Annotated in this window: 11 protein-coding genes; 7 read left to right on the plus strand and 4 right to left on the minus strand. The window is 47.0% G+C overall.

Features of this window, described 5'->3' with window-relative positions; genetic code table 11:
- Positions 1 to 66: 66 nt before the first annotated feature.
- The 4 genes from E5S67_RS19070 to E5S67_RS19080 form a co-directional block, all read right to left on the minus strand.
- Entirely contained in the window at positions 67 to 450 is a 384-nt protein-coding gene (locus tag E5S67_RS19070; RefSeq protein WP_172189888.1) for a hypothetical protein, read from the minus strand.
- Between the two features lie 377 nt (positions 451 to 827).
- Entirely contained in the window at positions 828 to 1034 is a 207-nt protein-coding gene (locus E5S67_RS34485) for a DUF5615 family PIN-like protein (RefSeq protein WP_339382920.1), read from the minus strand.
- A complete protein-coding gene (locus E5S67_RS34080) occupies positions 1018 to 1161 on the minus strand; it encodes a DUF5615 family PIN-like protein (protein ID WP_281363557.1) in 144 nt (47 codons plus the stop codon). The genes E5S67_RS34485 and E5S67_RS34080 overlap by 17 nt, the downstream gene beginning before the upstream one ends.
- Complete coding sequence (locus tag E5S67_RS19080) at positions 1158 to 1388, minus strand: DUF433 domain-containing protein (RefSeq protein ID WP_172189890.1); 231 nt, start codon at positions 1386 to 1388, stop codon at positions 1158 to 1160. The genes E5S67_RS34080 and E5S67_RS19080 overlap by 4 nt, the downstream gene beginning before the upstream one ends.
- A gap of 215 nt (positions 1389 to 1603) precedes the next feature.
- On the opposite strand from E5S67_RS19080, the gene E5S67_RS19085 reads away from it, so the two are divergent.
- The 7 genes from E5S67_RS19085 (at position 1604) to E5S67_RS19115 (ending at position 19538) form a co-directional block, all read left to right on the plus strand.
- Complete coding sequence (locus E5S67_RS19085) at positions 1604 to 1813, plus strand: hypothetical protein (protein WP_172189892.1); 210 nt, start codon at positions 1604 to 1606, stop codon at positions 1811 to 1813.
- A 247-nt stretch (positions 1814 to 2060) separates the two neighbouring features.
- On the plus strand, positions 2061 to 4958 hold the full coding sequence (locus E5S67_RS19090) for a two-partner secretion domain-containing protein (RefSeq protein WP_172189894.1): 2898 nt from the start codon (positions 2061 to 2063) through the stop codon (positions 4956 to 4958).
- A 65-nt stretch (positions 4959 to 5023) separates the two neighbouring features.
- Entirely contained in the window at positions 5024 to 7915 is a 2892-nt protein-coding gene (locus E5S67_RS19095) for a two-partner secretion domain-containing protein (protein ID WP_172189896.1), read from the plus strand.
- 62 nt (positions 7916 to 7977) lie between these two features.
- Positions 7978 to 10863, plus strand: a complete 2886-nt coding sequence (locus tag E5S67_RS19100; RefSeq protein ID WP_172189898.1) for a two-partner secretion domain-containing protein — start codon at positions 7978 to 7980, stop codon at positions 10861 to 10863.
- 65 nt (positions 10864 to 10928) lie between these two features.
- Positions 10929 to 13820, plus strand: a complete 2892-nt coding sequence (locus tag E5S67_RS19105) for a two-partner secretion domain-containing protein (protein ID WP_172189900.1) — start codon at positions 10929 to 10931, stop codon at positions 13818 to 13820.
- 65 nt (positions 13821 to 13885) lie between these two features.
- Positions 13886 to 16804 (plus strand): two-partner secretion domain-containing protein, encoded by a 2919-nt coding sequence (locus E5S67_RS19110; RefSeq protein ID WP_172189902.1) that lies wholly within the window; start codon positions 13886 to 13888, stop codon positions 16802 to 16804.
- Between the two features lie 118 nt (positions 16805 to 16922).
- Positions 16923 to 19538: a CHAT domain-containing protein gene (locus tag E5S67_RS19115; RefSeq protein WP_172189904.1), complete on the plus strand. Its 2616-nt coding sequence runs from the start codon at positions 16923 to 16925 to the stop codon at positions 19536 to 19538.
- Positions 19539 to 19810: the final 272 nt, after the last annotated feature.

Consider the following 19810-nt stretch of genomic DNA (forward strand, 5'->3'; position numbering starts at 1 on the left):
CATAAGTTTGGTGATTTTGAGCCAACATTCTCATGAAACTAATGATCGATCGAACCCTCGATCGATTTATGAATGATTTGCGATCGCTATAGCAGTTAATCCTCGATCGTTGCCATACCTAAGCTCATGTAGGAAAGTCTTTCCAGCGCAAAGAATAAGCTCTTTAACGTCATGCCTTTCATTAACTTGAAGTATTTTTTCTATTTCCCTATTCGCAATACCCCAGTCAACAGAGTTATTCGCGCCCGCGATGTCAATAACCTGGGACAACCTTTCACCCATCTGTTGGGCAAGAACAATTGGTAGATTGCCTTTTTTTTGAATATCTTGCTTCAGTGCTGAGATCGCCATCCGAGTACACTCATCGATACTCGCTTTCCCCTCACAGAGCGACTCATATAGCTTTTTATAGTACCCAAGCCCATTGCGGAAAATATCTCCATCAGCCATGTTCCGTGCTCCAAAAATAGGAGTTTGCTTACACCCTCAATTTAGAGCATTAACCTGACATTGTCAATAGATAAAAATAAAAAAACCTATAAAATGTCAGGTTAATGCGTAAGCCGATCGACTGTATTCGCGGTCTAAGTCTCTACAACATATGGGTGATCGTCCACTAAACTGGATCGATGACCAACACTACAGCCTAGGAATTGCCAGCCCTGTCAAGGTGCGATCAGACGTATTTACTTCATTCTAGGTGTTCTCTCACGAGAATCAACAAGATTTATTCTCGTGAACACTTGAAAAACAGCAGATCGGGTGATCGCCATTCTGTTTTCTCCATTGGTAAAAACCGTGGAAAGAGGCCCAAAGCCATCGGTGCATTATGATAAAGCAAGCAGCGATAAATTCTCGTTTTCATAAAATAATTTAATTGCGTTAAAATCCCGACGTAGCAAATTTTCAGCTTGCAATGTCGAACAGTTTCCAAGGCGAAGCCAAATAACTTTCGGTGGATTCCCAAATACTAAGCTCAGATCGTGCAGATCCGCGTCTTTCGAGACAATCATCAAATTATTGTATGAATGCATAATCCCAAACTACTGGGTCGATCGTTGATTTCATGCCCACATCTCGAACGTGAAGCGAATTTGGGAAAATATCGCTCAAACTGTTCGGTAACTTGGGCGACAAGTTTTCATCAAAAAGTAATTTCATGCGGATAAGGTCGCGGTCATAAACCGACGCTCACGGTCAGCAGCATAAGCTATGCAGGCTTTTAAATCTTCTCGCGTCAAATCGGGAAAATCATCGAGAATTTCTGCTTCGGTCATATCGGAAGCCAGGTACTCAAGCACTTCATAAACCGTAATTCGCAAGCCGCGTACACAAGGCCTACCACCGCGTTTATTTGGTTCAATCGTGATGTGGTTTTGGTAGTTCATAGTTGGAATTATCGTGATTGTGTTCTCGACCTTTACAAAATCTTAGCCTAGGGCTGCGGAGCTGGCAAGGTTGTCAATCTTGTTTTTAATACGATTAGCATCGAAATTAATATTACCCACAGCTTTCGAGACGGCAGTGCCGTATCCCTACAATTAATAGCGGTATGGAAACAGCACGGCGCCGTGTCCTCTATATTATTTAGGTGCAATCGGAATTGATATCAGTTATCTTTAGCGCTGACCGTCAAATTTTATTAAGTGGCGGTCTCGATCGCACGATTAAGCTGTGCGATGTCGCAACCGGACGTTATATTAAGACGTTGATGGGCGATTCGCTCTATGAAGGCATGAATATTCAAGACGCAACGGGATTGACGAACGCTCAAAAAGCGACATTGTTGAGAGCGTTAGGGGGGTTGGTGTAGCCTGCGAATGGTTTTCGCGATCGCCTTAACTCAGCGCTTAACTGACGGATCTTGAGTGGTGCAATTTGGACAGTCCTATGAGTGGATTCAAGCTGCGATCTCAAATCCCGTAGCATCGGAATTATGTAGTGCGAGTATCCTCGCTCGCTACTTGTATCGCGAGCGGGGACGCTCGCACTGATACGATCCAAATATATAATTCTGATGGAAGCGGAAACGATATTATTTATATAACAGGATTTAAGCTATGTCTCGCTTGTCTTCCGCCCTACTTTTTGCTTTCCTGTTGCTATTTCCCTCGAAAACCTTCGCCCAAATTATCCCTGATAATACACTGGGCCCGGAAAGTTCGCGGACAGTTCCCGATACTATCAACAATTTACCCTCAGATAGAATCACTGGCGGTGCAACTCGCGGCGTTAACCTCTTTCACAGTTGGCGCGAATTTAACATCCGTGAAGGGCGCGGAGCTTATTTTGAAAATCCCAGCGGAATTTCCAACATCTTCACCCGCGTTACAGGCGGCAACCCTTCTAATATTTTAGGAACTCTGGGAGTTTTAGGCAACGGCAACTTATTTTTAATTAACCCGAAAGGAATTGTCTTCGGACCGAATGCGCGGTTAGATTTGCGCGGTTCGTTTATTGGTTCAACCGCCGACAGTATTGTGTTTAATAACGGCTTTGAATTCAGCAGCACCAACCCGCAAACATCTGCACTGTTAACAGTTAATATTCCCGTTGGTTTAAGATTTCGGGAAAATCCGGGTGCAATTGTCAACCGTTCCACGGCTTTAGGCAAAGTAAACCTCCCAGCCTCTCCTGTTCCCATTCCGATTAGCGATCGAGTTGGTTTAGCAGTAGAACCAGGTCAAACTTTAGCACTCATTGGCGGCGACATCCAACTCCAAGGCGGCAATTTAACCGCCAGCAGCGGACAAATTTTACTCGGTAGCGCAGCCAGCCCCGGTTTAGTTAATTTCGCACTGACAGCGGGGGAAAAGGGAAATTTAACTTTAAATTATGACAATATTCAGAACTTCGGCAATATTCAAATAGCCGATGGAACACTCATCAACACCAGCGGAATCGGTGGCGGTAGAGTAGAGTTAAAAGGTGGAAATGTCACCCTCAGCGGTGCGCGAATTTATGCGCTGACACTGGGAAATATTGATGGTAGAGGTATCGATATCAGCGCTCAAAAGTTGCGAGTGGAAAACGGATCGCAATTTTCTACCCTGACTCTAGGAGATGGTGCAGGAGGTAATATCAACTTCCGGGCTGCTGATTCAGTAGAAATGAGCGGGCTGGGAGTTGAGGGCTATCAACAGGTTGCAATTAAATATTTGGTATCGGGAACTACAGACCCGTTTGACCCCCTATTTGTGCTGTTTAATGCTAGTGCTGGCGCTGGTTCGGGGGGGAATATTACGATCGACACCGGCCGCCTGCTCTTCAACAATGGGGTAGTAGGTAGCGGCATCGCTTTTGACGGTGGAAATGGCGGCAATTTAATCATTCGCGCCAATACTTTTGAGATGGTGGGTTCTGGAATTAACAACGGCACAGCTAAAGAAAGTAGCGGTGCGGGAGGAAGCATTAGTGTTGATGTCGCGAAATTAATTATGCGCGACGGTTCTATTCTCGGTACGACGAGCTACAGCAGCGGCCCCTCGGGGAATATTAACATTAATGCTGCTGAATCAGTAGAATTGTCTAACAGCGGCCCGACCACAGTTGTGTCCACCGGAATTAGCACGCTGAGTATCGGATCTAACGGAAGGGCGGGGAATATTAACGTTGATACCAAGCGCTTGACTCTCTCTGCGGGTTCTGCGTTTACAGTAGGATCGGGTGTGTTAATTGGCAGGTTTTTGTTTTCTCAGGAGGGCGGGCCTGCTGGAAATTTAACAGTTAGGGCTACTGAATCAGTAGAAATTTCAGGCATTTCTCAACTTTTGAGCAGCGGAATTCAGAGTGCTAGTGCGCTGAGTTCTGGAACTTTGAGCTCTAGTCGGGGCGGGGATATTCGCATTGATACGCCAAGCCTAACCGTGCGGGATGGGGGGGTAGTTTCTACGAGTTCTTTGGGTGTAGGAGATGTGGGGAATATTACTGTTAATGCCGATCGCATTGAGGTCAGCGGCAGCGGAAATAACGGTCTGTTTCTCAGTACAATTGATGCTTCGGTGGGCAAGATATTTGGTACTAATCCCAATGCTACGGCAAATGCCGGTTCGTTGAATCTGAATGCCGATCGACTAATTGTCAGAGATGGAGCTACAGTGACCGTGCAGGCTACGGGAACCGGACGCGCTGGTAATATCAATATTGTCGCAAATTCGATCGACCTTGACAATAAAAGCAGTATTGACGGCACGACTATATCCGGTACAGGAGCAAATATTAACCTGCAAGCGCGATCGATCCAATTGCGCCGCAACAGCCGAATTACCACCGATGCAGGCAGTTCAGACGGCGGCAATATCAACATCAACAGCGACATTCTTGTCGCCCTCCCGCAAGAAAACAGCGACATTACAGCCAACGCCCGCACAGCGGGCGGCGGCCGCGTGAATATCAATGTCCCCAATGTCTTCGGCTTTACAGCAGCCAGTCGCGAACAAGTCAGAAGCAGGTTGGAGCTCAGTGACACAGAATTTGCAGCGTTGCAAGTAAGTCCTACATCTCTGCTTCCCAGCAGCGACATCGCCGCGATTTCCCAAAGTGGCGGCCCGGCTTTGCAAGGGGCGGTAACATTTAGTTCTTTTGGAGTGAATCCTGCTCAAGGTTTAGTGGAACTGCCACAAAATTTGGTGAATCCGGCTGCGTTAATTGCTGCAAATCCCTGCATCCAAGGGGCCGAGAACGAGTTTACTGTGACTGGGCGGGGGGGATTGCCACCGAGTCCTCACGATGCCCTCAGCAGCAATTTTAGCCAGTTTAGTTGGGTGGAACCACCGGTAGGTGGAAGTCAGCAAATAGAAGACCACAGAGCATCCATAGAAGTTCAGCCAACAGAAATTATGCCCGCTCAAGGTTGGGTAATGGACGATCGAGGACAAGTAAGGCTGGTAGCCTATAATTCTGGTGGTGGTGCATCTATTCTCCGTCCGAAACCGACGGGTGTTTGCGTACCTCGATAGGTACTCTTCAGGTTTTAGCTAACCCGTCGCTATTTGCCTAATACTAAATTAACCAGACTTAAAAGATGCCCCGCCAATCTTGCGCCCTATTTTTTGCATTCTTACTACTGTTTCCTTTCCCTGCGATCGCCCAAATCATCCCAGACAGCAGCTTGGGTGCTGAAAGTTCGCGGACAGTGACCGATACTATTAATAACTTACCCTCTGATAGAATCACTGGCGGTGCAACTCGCGGCGTTAACCTCTTTCACAGCTTGCGCGAATTTAACATCCGTCAAGGGCGGGGAGCTTATTTTGAAAATCCCAGCGGAATCACCAACATCTTCACCCGCGTTACGGGCGGCAACCCTTCTAATATTTTAGGAACTCTGGGAGTTTTAGGCAACAGTAACTTGTTTTTAATTAACCCAAAAGGGATTGTCTTCGGTCCCAATGCGCGGTTAGATTTGCGCGGATCGTTTATCGGTTCAACTGGTAGCGGCGTTCTCTTTGATAATGGCTTTGAATTTAGTGCGACCGATGCTAATACAGTGCCATTGTTAGCGATTAATATTCCTGTGGGTTTAATATTTCGAGACAATCCCGGTACAATTGTCAACTCTTCCCAAGCAATTGGCCCCACACCAACCTTACCGCCATTGCCCGTAGAAATTCCTGTTTCTAACAAACTTGGTTTAGCTGTAGACCCCGGTCAAACTTTAGCATTAATTGGCGGTGACATTCAACTACAAGGCGGAAATTTAACAGCTTATACCGGACAAATATTACTGGGAAGTGTGAAAAGTCCAGGTTTAGTGCAATTTGAACCAACAGCTTTAGGTTTAAATTTAAGCTATGACAATATTCAGAACTTTGGCAATATTGAAATGAACGGTGCGTCCATCAATACCAGCGGATTAGGAGGTGGAAAAATTGACATCAGAGGTGGAAATGTCACCGTCAGTAGTTCGGGAATTTATAGCCTAACATTGGGAAATATTGATGGTAGAGGGATTGACATCAACGCTCACAATTTACGAGTAGATAAAGGAGGACAAATTCTTACTTCAACCTTGGGAGATGGAAACGGGAGTAATATGAATATCCGCGCTACTGACTCAGTAGAAATGATTGGGTTGGGGATAGGAGGCTATCAGCGATTTTATAGCCAATATATATTATCTGGAACCCTCAACCCCTTTGACCCCCAAATTGTAATTAATAGTGGTACTTTGGGCAGTGGAACTTCTGGAGAGGTTAACATCGATACCGGACGGCTGCTGTTGCGTGATGGGGTAGTAGGCGGTACCGCCACCCTGGGTGCTGGAAATGGGGGAAATCTGACTGTCCGCGCTAACACCTTCGAGATCGTTAGTTCAGCAATCAATAATGGAACAACTAAGAAAAGTACCGGCTCGGGCGGCAATATCAATATTGATGCCCAACGGTTAATTATACGCGATGCTGGTGGTTTAGTTAGCATCAGCCGCAGCGATGGAGCATCAGGAAATATCACGATTAAAACAACTGAATCTGTAGAATTGTCGGGGGGTATTTCTGGAAGTGCCGCGCAAACTCGTATCGGTACAAACTCTTTTGATGGCAATGGTAAATCCGGGGATATTACCATCGACACTAAGCGGCTAAGTGTTTCTGATGGAGCCTCAATTAGTTTATCAACGGGTGCGGTTGTTGGGCAAGTCGTGTTTTCTAGAAATGGAGGTCTAGGAGGAAATTTAACTGTGAGAGCTTCCGAGTCTATCGAAGTGAGCGGGGTATCTGGAGTTTTGAGAAATGTAGGATTCGGAGCGAGTGCTCTGGCTACTCAAACTTCAAGTTCTGGTCGGGGTGGAGATATCCACCTCTCTACACCGATGCTCGCTCTGCGGAATGGGGGAATTATTTCTGCGGCTTCTTTGGGTGCAGTAGATGCCGGAAATATTACTATTGATGCCGATCGCATAGAACTTAAAGGTGCGGGGAGTAACGGTCGTTTCGCAAGTAGAATTGAGGCTTCGGCTGGCAGCTTTTCTCTTATTGTCAATCCCAACGCTACGGGGAACGCGGGTTCATTAAATTTGAATGTAAATCGATTGAGTATCCGGGATGGAGCAACGGTTAGTGTTCAGTCTTTAGGAAGGGGAAGGGCTGGAAATATTAATGTTGTAGCTAACTCAATTGCTTTGGATAACAAAGCGAGTATTGATGGTACAACTGAATCTGGCGGTGGGGGAAATATTAATATTAGGTCGCAAGATATCCAGTTACGGCGCGGCAGCAGAATTACAACGGATGCAGGGATTTCTGACGGGGGAAATATCAGAATTAATAGCGATATTTTGGCTACTTTACCCAATGAAAATAACGATATTACAGCTAATGCGCGTACTGCTATGGGCGGTCAAGTTACAGTAAATGTCCCGAATGTTTTTGGTTTTACAACAGTGACACGGGAACAAGCCAGAAGTAGTTTAGGGCTAACTGATTCTGGATTTGCCGCTTTACAAGTGAATCCAACTTCTTTACTTCCCACTAGCGATATTGCAGCTATTTCTCAACAGGCTGGCCCAGCTTTACAAGGAGCAGTAACGTTTAGCACTACTGGGGTAAATCCCGCTCAAGGGTTAGTAGAATTAGAGCAAAATATAGTCGATCCCAGCACCTTAATTGCTGCTAATCCCTGCATAGAAGGGGCAGAAAACGAGTTTACTGTTACTGGGAAAGGAGGAGTGCCACCGAGTCCTAATGATGCCCTCAGCAGCGCAGCAGTGCCGTTTCCTTGGGTGGAACCAGCCTTAGGTGGAAGTCAGCAAGTAGAAGGCGAAAGAGTATCCCTAGAAGTTCGGCCAACAGAAATTATTCCGGCTCAAGGTTGGGTTATGGACGATCGAGGAGAAGTAACGCTGTTAGCGTATAATTCACGTGGTGGTGCATCTCTTCGCAGTCCGAAATCGACGGGTGTTTGCGTACCTCGATAGGTACTCTTCAGGTTTGATCTGCGCGCTCGTTTTTTCCATACCAAATTAACAGGATTCCAAGTATGCCCCGCCAATCTTCAGCCCTAATTTTTGCTTTCTTACTACTGTTTCCTTTCCCTGCGATCGCCCAAATCATCCCAGACAGCAGCTTGGGTGCAGAAAGTTCGCGCACAGCACCCGCAACTATTAACAATTTACCCTCAGATAGAATAGAAGGCGGTGCAACTCGCGGTGTCAATTTATTTCACAGTTTACGAGAATTTAACATCCGTCAAGGGCGGGGAGCATATTTTGCGAATCCTAACGGGATTGCGAATATTTTCACCCGCGTTACGGGTGGCAATCCTTCCAATATTTTAGGCGTGTTGGGAGTTCAAGGCAGTGCTAACTTATTTTTACTTAATCCCAAAGGAATTGTATTTGGTCCCAATGCGAGGTTAGATTTACGCGGCTCATTTATCGGTTCTACAGCTAGCGGCGTTCTCTTTGATAATGGCTTTGAATTTAGCGCTGCCAATTCTAATGCAGTGCCATTATTAGCGATTAATATTCCTGTGGGTTTGAGATTCCGAGAAAAGTCTGGTACAATTATTAACCAATCAATTGCTGCTAACCCATCACCCCCTGACCTTCCCCTACCATTACCAATTTTTAATAAAATTGGTTTAGCAGTAGACCCCGGTCAAACCTTAGCGCTAGTAGGAGGAGATATCCAATTCAACGGGGGAATTGCTACCGCCAGTACCGGACAAATCCTTCTGGGAAGTATCAAAAGTCCCGGTTTAGTGCAATTTGAACCAACCGCATTAGGTCTGAATTTAAACTATGGTAATATTCAGAACTTCGGCAATATTGAAATGAACGGTGCGTCGCTCAATACCAGCGGATTAGGAGGAGGGAAAGTTGACATCAGGGGTTCAAATGTCACTCTTAACGGTTCAGGAATTTATGGACTGACACTAGGAAATATGGAGGGCAGAGGCATTGACATCAATGCCCAAAACTTACGATTAGAGGGGGGGGCGCAAATTTTCACCACGACCCTGGGAGAGGGGAAAGGGAGCGATATCAACATCCGCGCTACTGACTCAGTAGAAATGATCGGGTTGGGAATTGAGGGCTATCAGCAGCTTACAGAAAATTTTCAGACATCTGGAACAGGCAACCCCTTTATTTCGCAAATCGTTCTGTTCACTAGCGCTATTGGCAGTGGAGCAGCCGGAGATATTAACATTGAAGCCGGACGGCTGTTGATGAGCAATGGGGTAGTGGCCGGTGCCCCCACCTTTGGTGCTGGGAATGGCGGAAATTTGACTGTCCGCGCCAACACCATCGATCTCGTCAGTTCAACACTCTATAACGGAACAACGAACCAAAGCACTGGTCAAGGCGGAAACATCACTGTTGAAGCCCAACGGTTAATACTGCGCGATGGCGGTGCGTTTGCCAGCTTCAGCCTTAGTGATGGAGCATCGGGAAATATCGCGATTAAAGCGAGTGAATCTGTGGAATTATCGGGTAGTCTTCCTGGAGGTCTAGGGCAAACTCGGCTCGGCACTAATACTTTTGAGGGGAATGGAAAAGGTGGGGATATTAGCATCGACACTAAGCGGCTGAGTGTTTCTAATGGAGCCACAATTAGTTTAACGACGGGTGCGATTTTTGGCCAACTCGTGTTTTCTACAAGTGGGGGGACGGGAGGAAATTTAACTGTGAGAGCCTCCGAGTCTATAGAAGTGAGCGGCGAGTCAAGATTTTTGGGGAATGCGGGCTATGTAGCAAGTTCTTTTGTTACTCAAACTGCAAGTTCTGGTAGAGGTGGAGATATCCGCCTCTCAACACCTAAACTAACTGTGCAGAATGGCGGCGTTATTTCTGCGGCTTCTTTGGGTATAGCAGATGCAGGAGATATTACAATTAATGCCGATCGCTTACAAGTGCAAGGTATTGGGAGTAACAGTCGGTTGAGAAGTGGAATTGAGGCCTCGGCTGGTAGGGCGTTTAATGCTGTCAATTCCACTGCTAGCGGAAATGCAGGCTCGTTGAATTTGAATGCTAATCAATTGATTCTTCGGGATAGTGCAGTGGTTAATGTTCAATCTTCAGGAACAGGTAGGGCTGGGAATATTAACGTTGTAGCTAACTCAATTTCCCTGGATAATAAAAGCGTAATTGATGGCACGACTGTCTCAGGTACAGGGGCAAATATTAACCTTCAAGCGCAAGACATTCAGTTGCGGCGCGGCAGTAGAATCACCACAGATGCAGGTATTTCTGAGGGCGGTAATATCAAAATCAATAGCGAACTTTTGGTAGCTTTACCGCGAGAGAACAGTGATATTACAGCTAATGCTCGCACAGCTAGGGGCGGACAAGTTACGGTCAATGTACCAACTCTCTTTGGCTTTACAAGCCTTAACCGCGAACAAGCCAGGAGTAGTTTAGGACTGAGTGATGCTGAATTTGCAGCGTTGCAAGTAAGTCCGACTTCTCTAATTCCTACCAGCGATATTGCGGCGATTTCCCAAAGTAGCGGCCCGGCTTTGCAAGGAGCAGTAACGTTTAGCACTACTGGGGTAAATCCCGCTCAAGGGTTAGTAGAATTAGAGCAAAATGTAGTCGATCCCAGCACCTTAATTGCTGCTAATCCCTGCATAGAAGGGGGAGGAAACGAGTTTACTGTGACTGGGAAAGGAGGAGTGCCACCGAGTCCTAATGATGCCCTCAGCAGCGCAGCAGCGCCGTTTCCTTGGGTGGAATCAGCTTTAGGTGAAAGCCAGCAAGTAGAAAGCGAAAGAGCATCCATAGAAATTGGGCCAACAGAAATTATGCCCGCTCAAGGTTGGGTAATGGACGATCGAGGACAAGTAAGGCTGGTAGCGTATAATTCAGGTGGTGCTGCTTCTACTCGCAGTCCGAAATCGACGGGTGTTTGCGTACCTCGATAGGCACTCTTTAGGTTTTAGCTAACCCTTCGCTATTTTCCTAATATTAAATTAACCAGACTTCAAAGATGCTCCGCCAATATTCCGCCCTATTTTGTGCATTATTAGTGCTGTGTCCTTTCCCCGCCGTCGCCCAAATCATCCCAGATAGCAGCTTGGGTGCAGAAAGTTCGCGGACAGTTCCCGACAGGATTAATAATTTACCATCGGACAGAATAGAAGGCGGTGCAACTCGCGGAGTAAATTTATTTCACAGTTTACGAGAATTTAACGTAGGTGAAGACCGAGGAGCATATTTTGCTAATCCTAACGGGATTGCGAATATTTTCACCCGCGTTACGGGTGGCAATCCTTCTAATATTTTAGGTGTGCTGGGAGTACAAGGGAATGCTAACTTGTTCTTACTTAATCCCAAAGGAATTGTCTTCGGTTCCAATGCGAGGTTAGATTTGCGCGGTTCATTTTTAGCAAGTTCTGCTGATAGCGTAGTTTTCGAGAATGGCTATCAATTTAGCAGCAGTAATCCCCAATCCTTACCGCTGTTAAATGTCAATATACCGCTCGGTTTAAACTTTCGAGAAAATCCGGGAAAAATCATTAATAATTCAGCAGCACCAGCCTTGAATTTACCAAAATTACCCCCAGCAATCCCGCAGATTTTCAATAACACGGGCTTAGGAGTTGGGCCCGGACAAACTCTCGCCCTAGTGGGGGGAGATATTGAATTAAATCAGGGAAAACTCACTGCATCAACCGGACAAATTTTGCTCGGTAGCGTCGCTAGTCCCGGAATGGTTGGATTGGGGGCAACGCCATTTGGATTAAGTTTAAACTATGACAAGATTTCCAACTTTGGTAATATTGAAATAACCAACGGCTCACTAATCAATACCAGTGGAATCGGTGGCGGTAAAGTCGATATTCGAGGTGGAAATGTTAACCTCAACGGCGGGCGAATTTATGCACTAACTTTGGGAAATATCGATGGTAGGGGTATCGATATTAACGCTCAAAATTTTCTAGCCCAAGGTGGAGCGCAAATCTCCACACTGACAGCCGGAAGTGGCGCCGGAGGCGCTGTCAATATCCGGGCTACCGACTCAGTAGAACTGATCGGGATTGGATTTGAGAGCTTTCAAAACTTTGTCAAAAATTATACAGCCTCTGGAGGAATCAACCCCTTTGACCCACAAATTCTGCTGGAAACTAGCACTGCTGGCATGGGTGATGCGGGAGACATCTTAATCGATACAGGACAACTGCTGATCGACAATGGAACCGTATCGGGTAGCGCTACGTTAGGTGCTGGCAACGCCGGAAATATGACCATCCGTGCCAGGGTTTTCGATCTGGTCGGTTCAGGGATCAATAGCGGCACACTCGCGGGGAGTACGGGTAGGGGAGGAAATATCACCTTTGAGGGAGAACGTTTTATCGTACGCGATGGCAGTGCGCTCATCAGCACCACTCGCAGTGAAGCACCATCGGGGAATATCAACATTAAAGCGAATGAATCAGTAGAAGTGCTGCGGACTCCGGCTCGAAGTCCCGTAGCAACCTTGATTGGTGCAACCGCAATCAGCATTAATGGGAAAGCCGGAGACATTAATATCGACACCAAGCGGTTGAGGATCTCTGAAGGGGGCGGAATTAGTTTATCTAGCGGATCGGTTGTGGGCAACCAAGCCTTGAATACAACTGGGGGGCCAGGAGGTAATTTAACAATTAAAGCTACTGAGTCAGTCAGAGTAGAGGGTATTTCTGGAGTTTTGGCGAATGGGAGCCGGAATCCTAGTTTCATCTCCGCTGATACCAATTCTGCTGCTCGGGGAGGGAGTATGAACATTTCTACACCTTTAGTAATTCTGCGGGATGGAGGACTTATTTCTACTGCATCTTTAGGCAAAGGAGAAGCAGGAAGCCTCACGATCGATGCGGGGCGCGTAGAAGTTATTGGTAATGGGGGTCAAGGTGAATTTAACAGTCAAATTCAGACTTCCGTGGGCATTGTCTCTCGTGTTAGAAATCTCAATGCTACGGCTAACGGAGGTTCCTTGAATCTGAATGTCGGGCAATTGATTCTTCGCAATGGGGGAACTCTAAATCTGCAAGCATTGGGTTCGGCACGGGCTGGTAACATTAACGTCAAAGCAGATGCAATTTCCCTTGACAACCAAAGCAGCATTGACGGTAGAACGGCATCCGGTGCCGGAGCAAATATTAACCTCGAAGCACGGGATATCCAGTTGCGCCGAGGGAGCAGAATTACAACTGATGCCAGTATTTCTGATGGTGGCAATATCAACATTAAAAGCGATATTCTGGTTGCTCTCCCCAACGAAAATAGCGACATCACAGCTAATGCGCGATCGGCTCAAGGTGGTCTGGTTAATATTAATGTCCCCAATGTTTTTGGGTTTACATCAGTGACTCGCGAACAGGTTCGAGCGAGTTTGGGATTAACAGATGCTCAATTTGCAGCGTTGCAAGTAAGTCCGACTTCTTTAGTTCCTACCAGCGATATTGCGGCGATTTCCCAAAGTAGCGGCCCGGCTTTGCAAGGTAGTGTTACATTTAGTTCTTCTGGGGTGAATCCTGCTCAAGGTTTAGTGGAACTGCCGCAAAATGTTGTCGATCCGGCTGCGTTAATTGCTGCAAATCCCTGCACACAAGAGGCCGGGAGCGCATTTACCGTCACTGGGAAAGGAGGAGTGCCACTCAGTCCTAATGAAGCCCTCAGCAGCCCTCTATCGCCGTTGCCTTGGGTGGAATCAGCTTTAGGTGGAAGTCAGCAAATAGAAGGCTTCATACCATCCCTCGAAATTCGACCAACAGAAATTATTCCCGCTCAAGGTTGGGTAATGGACGATCGAGGAGAAGTAACGCTGTTAGCGTATAATTCACGTGGTGGTGCATCTCTTCGCAGTCCGAAACCGACGGGTGTTTGCGTACCTCAATAGGTACTGTTCAGGTTTTAGCTAACCCGTCGCTATTTTCCTCATACTAAATTAACAGGAATTAAAAGATGCAGCGCCAATCTTGCGCCCTATTTTTTGCATTCTTAGTGCTGTGTCCTTTCCCCGCGATCGCCCAAATCATCCCCGATAATTCCCTGGGCGCGGAAAGTTCGCGCACAGTTCCCGATACTATCAACAACTTACCCTCTGATAGAATCACTGGCGGTGCAACTCGCGGTGTTAACCTCTTTCACAGCTTGCGCGAATTTAACATCCGTCAAGGGCGGGGAGCTTATTTTGACAATCCCAGCGGAATCACCAACATATTCACCCGCGTTACGGGCCCAAACTCCTCAAATATTTTAGGAACTTTGGGAGTTTTGGGAAACGGCAATTTATTCTTAATTAACCCGAAAGGAATTGTCTTCGATTCCAATGCGAGGTTAGATTTGCGCGGTTCATTTTTAGCAAGTTCTGCTGATAGCGTAGTTTTCGAGAATGGCGCTAAATTCAGCAGCAGCAATCCCCAATCAATCCCGCTTTTAAATGTCAATATACCTATCGGTTTAAACTTTAGAGAAAATCCGGGAAAAATTATTAATAATTCAGCAGCACCAGCCTTGACTTTACCACAATTACCCCCAGCAATCCCGCAGATTTTCAATAACATGGGCTTAGGAGTTGGGCCCGGACAAACTCTTGCCCTAGTGGGCGGAGAGCTTGAATTAAATCAGGGAACACTCACTGCATCAACCGGACAAATTTTGCTCGGTAGCATCGCTAGTCCGGGGATGGTTGGATTGGGTGCAACGCCATTTGGATTAAGTTTAAACTATGACAAGATTTCCAACTTTGGTAATATTGAAATAACCAAAGGCTCACTAATCAATACCAGTGGACTAGGTGGCGGTCAAGTCGATATTCGAGGTGGAAATGTTAACCTCAACGGTGGGCGAATTTATGCACTAACTTTGGGAAATATCGATGGTAGGGGTATCGATATTAACGCTCAAAATTTTCTAGCCCAAGGTGGAGCGCAAATCTCAACGCTGACAGCAGGAAGTGGTGCCGGAGGCGCGATCGACATCCGCGCTACCGACTCCGTAGAAACGATCGGCCTTGGATTAGAGACCTATAGAGTGTTTGGTGGTAGGTATGTGGTATCTGGCTCATTCAAGCCTTTTGACCCACAAATTGTTCTGATCTCTGGCACTGCTGGCATGGGAAATGCCGGAAACATCACGATCGACACGGGAAAACTGCTGATAGAAAACGGAACCGCATTGACTAGCACCACGTTAGGTGCTGGCAACGCCGGAAATATTAGCATCCGTGCCGGGATTTTCGATCTGGTCGCTTCTGGAATCAACAGCGGCACACTTTTGGGGAGTACGGGTAGGGGAGGAAATATCACCTTTGAGGGAGAACGTTTAACAGTGCGCGATAATTCTGCTTTTATTAGCGTTACCCGCGCTCGAGGATCGTCGGGGAATATCAACATTAAAGCGACTGAATCAGTAGAAGTGCTGCGTACTCCCGCTGGAAGTCCCGTAGCAAACTTAATCGGCTCAACTGCGAATGGTTTGAATGGGGAAGCTGGGGACATTAATATCGACACGAAGCGGTTGATTATCTCTGAAGGAGGCGGAATTGGTTTATCTAGCGGATCGGTTGTGGGCAACCAACCGTTGAATACAACGGGCGGGCGCGGAGGTACTTTGACAGTCAGGGCCAGTGAGTCAGTAACAATAGAGGGTATTTCTGAAGTTTTGGCGAACGGGAGTCGGAATCCTAGTTTCATCTCCGCTGATGCCAACGCAGCTAATCGGGGAGGGAGTATAAATATTTCTACACCCCTACTGACTCTTCGGGGTGGGGGAGTTATTTCTACTGCATCTTTAGGCAAAGGAGATGCCGGAAGCATTACGATCGATGCGGGGCGCGTAGAGGTTATCGGTAATGGGGGTCAAGGTGAATTTAACAGTCAAATTCAAACTTCCGTTGGGATTGCCTCTGGCGTTAGAAATCCCAATGCTACGGCTAACGGAGGTTCCTTGAATCTGAATGTCGGGCAATTGATTCTTCGCAATGGGGGAACTCTAAATCTGCAAGCATTGGGTTCAGCACGGGCTGGTAACATTAACGTCAAAGCAGATGCAATTTCCCTTGACAACCAAAGCAGCATTGACGGTAGAACGGCATCCGGCCCCGGAGCAAATATTAACCTTGAAACACGAGATATTCAGTTGCGCCGAGGTAGCAGAATTACAACTGATGCCAGTATTTCTGATGGTGGCAATATCAACATTAAAAGCGATATTCTGGTCGCCCTCCCGCAAGAAAACAGCGACATCACAGCCAATGCGCGATCGGCTCAAGGTGGTCGCGTTAATATTAATGTCCCCAATGTTTTTGGGTTTACATCAGTGACTCGCGAACAGGTGCGAGCGAGTTTGGGATTAACAGATGCTGAATTTGCAGCGTTGCAAGTAAGTCCGACTTCTTTAGTTCCTACCAGCGATATTGCGGCTATTTCCCAAAGTAGCGGCCCGGCTTTGCAAGGTAGTGTTACATTTAGTTCTTCAGGGGTGAATCCCGCTCAAGGTTTAGTGGAACTGCCACAAAATGTGGTGAATCCGGCTGCGTTAATTGCTGCAAATCCCTGCATCCAAGGGGCCGAAAGCGAGTTTACAGCTACTGGGAAAGGAGGAGTGCCACCAAGTCCTAATGAAGCCCTCAGCAGCGGTGCATCGCCGTTTCCTTGGGTGGAAGAGGCAGGAAGAAATGCAACGAGCAATGTAGAGGATTTAACCGATGTAACCGATAGAGGGAAGAAGGACGAAGGGGAAATCCCCGATCGGGAAGTTGTTCCGGCGCAAGGTTGGCTGATGAATGCGAAAGGAGAAGTTACGCTTGTTGGATACAATGCGGGTAATGCTGCTGACGATCGCAATCCTCGACCGATTTCTGTTTGTGTACCCCGTTAAAATTAGTTTTTTTAACCGCAGATGTAGGCGGATTAACGGGGATTAACGAAGATAAAGGATAAGATGTATTTGGGTTAATTAGTATGTGTGTCTGCGGTTGTAATTTTATTTTCTAAATATGAAGTTTACCCGATCGCTCCGGCAAGTAATTCTGTTATTTGTGATTTCCTGTCTGCTAGCAGTTGCGATTCCTCCCGGAGTTGCTCAGGTTAATCCACCACAAGCGGTGCAGCTTGTCCGACAAGCTCGAACTCTGTACCGAGAGGAACGTTTTTCGGAAGCTGTACCGCTGTTGCAGCAAGCGGCGACCCAGTTTGAGGCAAAAGGCGAAAATCTCGATCGCGCCACAGCTTTGAGCAATTTAGCTGCAACCTACGGCCAGTTGGCGCTTTGGGAAGAAGCAGAAAAAGCTGTAAATTCGAGTTTGTCGGCTGTGCGAACACAACCCAAAACTTCGGAACAGCAGCGGATTTTGGCTGAAACTCTCAACATTCAAGGACAGTTGCAACTCGAACGGGGGCAGACTCAAGGTGCGATCGATATTTGGACACAAGCTGCTAAAATTTTCGAGCAGATTGATAGTAAAAATCAACTTTTTCAAGTTCAAATTAATCAAAGTCGGGCTTGGGAAATTCTCGGACTTTACCCCAGAGCTTGCAAAATGCTGTTAGCTTCTTTCAAGCTGGAAAACCAAACTTGCGAAGTTTCGACGGCGGGTTTGGAAACTTTGAAAAATGGATCTATTTCTCTCGAACAAGTCCGGGCGATTCATGCTTTAGGGCGAGTGCTGCGGGTTTTGGGACAACTGGAACGTTCCGAGGATTTGCTGTCAGCGGGACTAGAAGCAGCCCAAAAATTAGGTGCCCGGCCAGAAGAGGCTGCAATTTATCTCAATTTGGGGAATACGGTACGGGCGAAAAGCAATAAACCGGGTTTGACACCCAAACAGCGGGCTGATTTTGAACGCTTGGCCCTTGAATATTATGCTCGATCGACCGAGGCGATGCCGGAGCGATCTCTTTTACAAATTCAGGCGAAGTTAAACCAATTGAGTTTGTTGGTCGATCGCAAAAATTGGTCTGAGGCGGAGGTTTTGTGGCGTTCTATCGAACCTCAATCCGCTCAATTTGGGTCGAACCGCGCCGGACTTTACGCTCAAATTAATCTAGCGCAAAGCTTGATGAAATTAGCTCAGTCGCCTGCGGAAACTTTGAGTTTAAGCGATATTGACAAAATGCTCGATCGCTCTGTCGAACCAGCAAAGAGTTTGGGCGACCAACGCATACAAGCTTATATTCTGGCAGCTAAAGGCAAACTATCGGAAATCCAAAATCAGTATCAGAAAGCGGAAAATCTTACAATTCAGGCTTTGAGTTTAGCACCGGCGTTTCAATCTCCCGATATTGCTTACCAATTGTTTTGGCAACTGGGACGGATTCGGAAAGGTCAGGGGAATACAGAAGGGGCGATCGATCAATATACTCAAGCTGTCAATATATTGTCTTCTCTGCGAGGCGATTTGGTGACAGTCAATCCCGAAGTGCAGTTTTCGTTTCGGGAAAGTGCCGAACCGGTTTATCGGGAATTAGTCGGGCTGCTTTTGCAAGAGGAATCTCCCAGTCAAGCTAAATTGAAACTGGCGCGCCAAACGGTGGAATCTTTGCAGTTGGCGGAATTGGACAACTTTTTTCGGGATGCTTGCGCTGATGCTAAACCAAAGTCGATCGAGGAAATCGATCCGACAGCGGCGGTGATTTATCCGATTATTTTGAGCGATCGTTTGGAGGTAATTTTGTCAATTCCCGGCAAACCCCTGCGCCGCTACACTACTGTGAAGTCTCAAGCCGAGTTGGAAACTGCCTTCAGACGAGCCAAAAATGTCATCAGGCCTGCTGCTTTCCCCCGCGACAGGAGGCAACCCGTCGAACAGGTTTATGACTGGTTAATCCGCCCTGCAGAGGCGGATTTGACTGCCGCCGGGATTAAAACCCTGGTATTTGTACTCGACGGTTACTTGCGCAATCTGCCGATGGCGGTGCTGCACGACGGTGAAAAGTTTTTGGTAGAAAAATACAGTATTGCTTTGGCGCCGGGATTGCAATTGCTGGCACCGAAACCCCTGAACAAAGTCAAGTTAAGAGTGCTCACCGCTGCCCTTTCGGAAGCGCGTCAAGGCTTCTCGGCTTTGCCGGGGGTGAAGGAGGAAGTTGAACAAATTGCAGCCGAGATGCCGGCGAGTTCGCTGCTGAATGAAGATTTTGTCAGCGGGCGGTTGCACGATCGAATTAAAGCGGTGTCTTACCCGATCGTCCATTTGGCAACTCACGGTCAGTTTAGCTCGAATGCGGCGGATACTTTTATTGTGACTTGGGATCAGAAAGTGAATGTTAAGGAGTTCGATCGACTGCTGCGAGCCCGCACTGGGGAGAAACAACAGCCGATCGAACTTTTGGTTTTGAGTGCTTGCGAAACTGCTTCGGGCGATAACCGCGCGGCTTTGGGTTTGGCCGGGGCCGCCATTCGATCGGGTGCCCGCAGCACCGCCGCCACCCTTTGGCAAGTCAACGACGAATCTACAGCTATCTTTATGACTGAGTTTTACCGGCAGCTTGCTTCTTCTAAAACCAGCAAAGCTGAAGCCCTCCGCAACGCTCAATTAACGCTGCTGAAAAACAAACAGTATCAGAATCCGTATTTCTGGGCACCTTTCGTGCTAGTGGGCAATTGGCAGTAATTTATTTGAAGGCAGAGGTAAAGAAGGCAGAAGGATTTAGGGCGTTGCTGAATACAGGTATGAATTCAAGATTTCCCAATTGCTATAAGCCCGCTTGAGGGTGAGTTTTGTAACTTCAAGGGAAAAGTTGATTCATACCGTGAATCAGCAACGCCTAATTCATTACCTCAAGTTTGGTGATGTCCCTGTACCCGCGCGCTTCATCCCTTAATTCAGCAACGCCTAAAAGATGTCATATCAATTCCGCTCTTCATCGGAATGATATAAACGGA

Origin of the sequence: Microcoleus asticus IPMA8, from assembly GCF_013179805.1 — a bacterium.
In the GTDB taxonomy this organism is placed as follows: Bacteria; Cyanobacteriota; Cyanobacteriia; order Cyanobacteriales; family Microcoleaceae; genus Microcoleus; species Microcoleus asticus.

What these genes read in the sequence shown, in the direction of transcription:
- E5S67_RS19070 (WP_172189888.1), bottom strand. Translation starts at nt 450, where the DNA reads ATGGCTGATGGAGATATTTTCCGCAATGGGCTTGGGTACTATAAAAAG.
- E5S67_RS34485 (WP_339382920.1), bottom strand. Translation starts at nt 1,034, where the DNA reads ATGCATTCATACAATAATTTGATGATTGTCTCGAAAGACGCGGATCTG.
- E5S67_RS34080 (WP_281363557.1), bottom strand. Translation starts at nt 1,161, where the DNA reads ATGAAATTACTTTTTGATGAAAACTTGTCGCCCAAGTTACCGAACAGT.
- E5S67_RS19080 (WP_172189890.1), bottom strand. Translation starts at nt 1,388, where the DNA reads ATGAACTACCAAAACCACATCACGATTGAACCAAATAAACGCGGTGGT.
- E5S67_RS19090 (WP_172189894.1), top strand. Translation starts at nt 2,061, where the DNA reads ATGTCTCGCTTGTCTTCCGCCCTACTTTTTGCTTTCCTGTTGCTATTT.
- E5S67_RS19095 (WP_172189896.1), top strand. Translation starts at nt 5,024, where the DNA reads ATGCCCCGCCAATCTTGCGCCCTATTTTTTGCATTCTTACTACTGTTT.
- E5S67_RS19100 (WP_172189898.1), top strand. Translation starts at nt 7,978, where the DNA reads ATGCCCCGCCAATCTTCAGCCCTAATTTTTGCTTTCTTACTACTGTTT.
- E5S67_RS19105 (WP_172189900.1), top strand. Translation starts at nt 10,929, where the DNA reads ATGCTCCGCCAATATTCCGCCCTATTTTGTGCATTATTAGTGCTGTGT.
- E5S67_RS19110 (WP_172189902.1), top strand. Translation starts at nt 13,886, where the DNA reads ATGCAGCGCCAATCTTGCGCCCTATTTTTTGCATTCTTAGTGCTGTGT.
- E5S67_RS19115 (WP_172189904.1), top strand. Translation starts at nt 16,923, where the DNA reads ATGAAGTTTACCCGATCGCTCCGGCAAGTAATTCTGTTATTTGTGATT.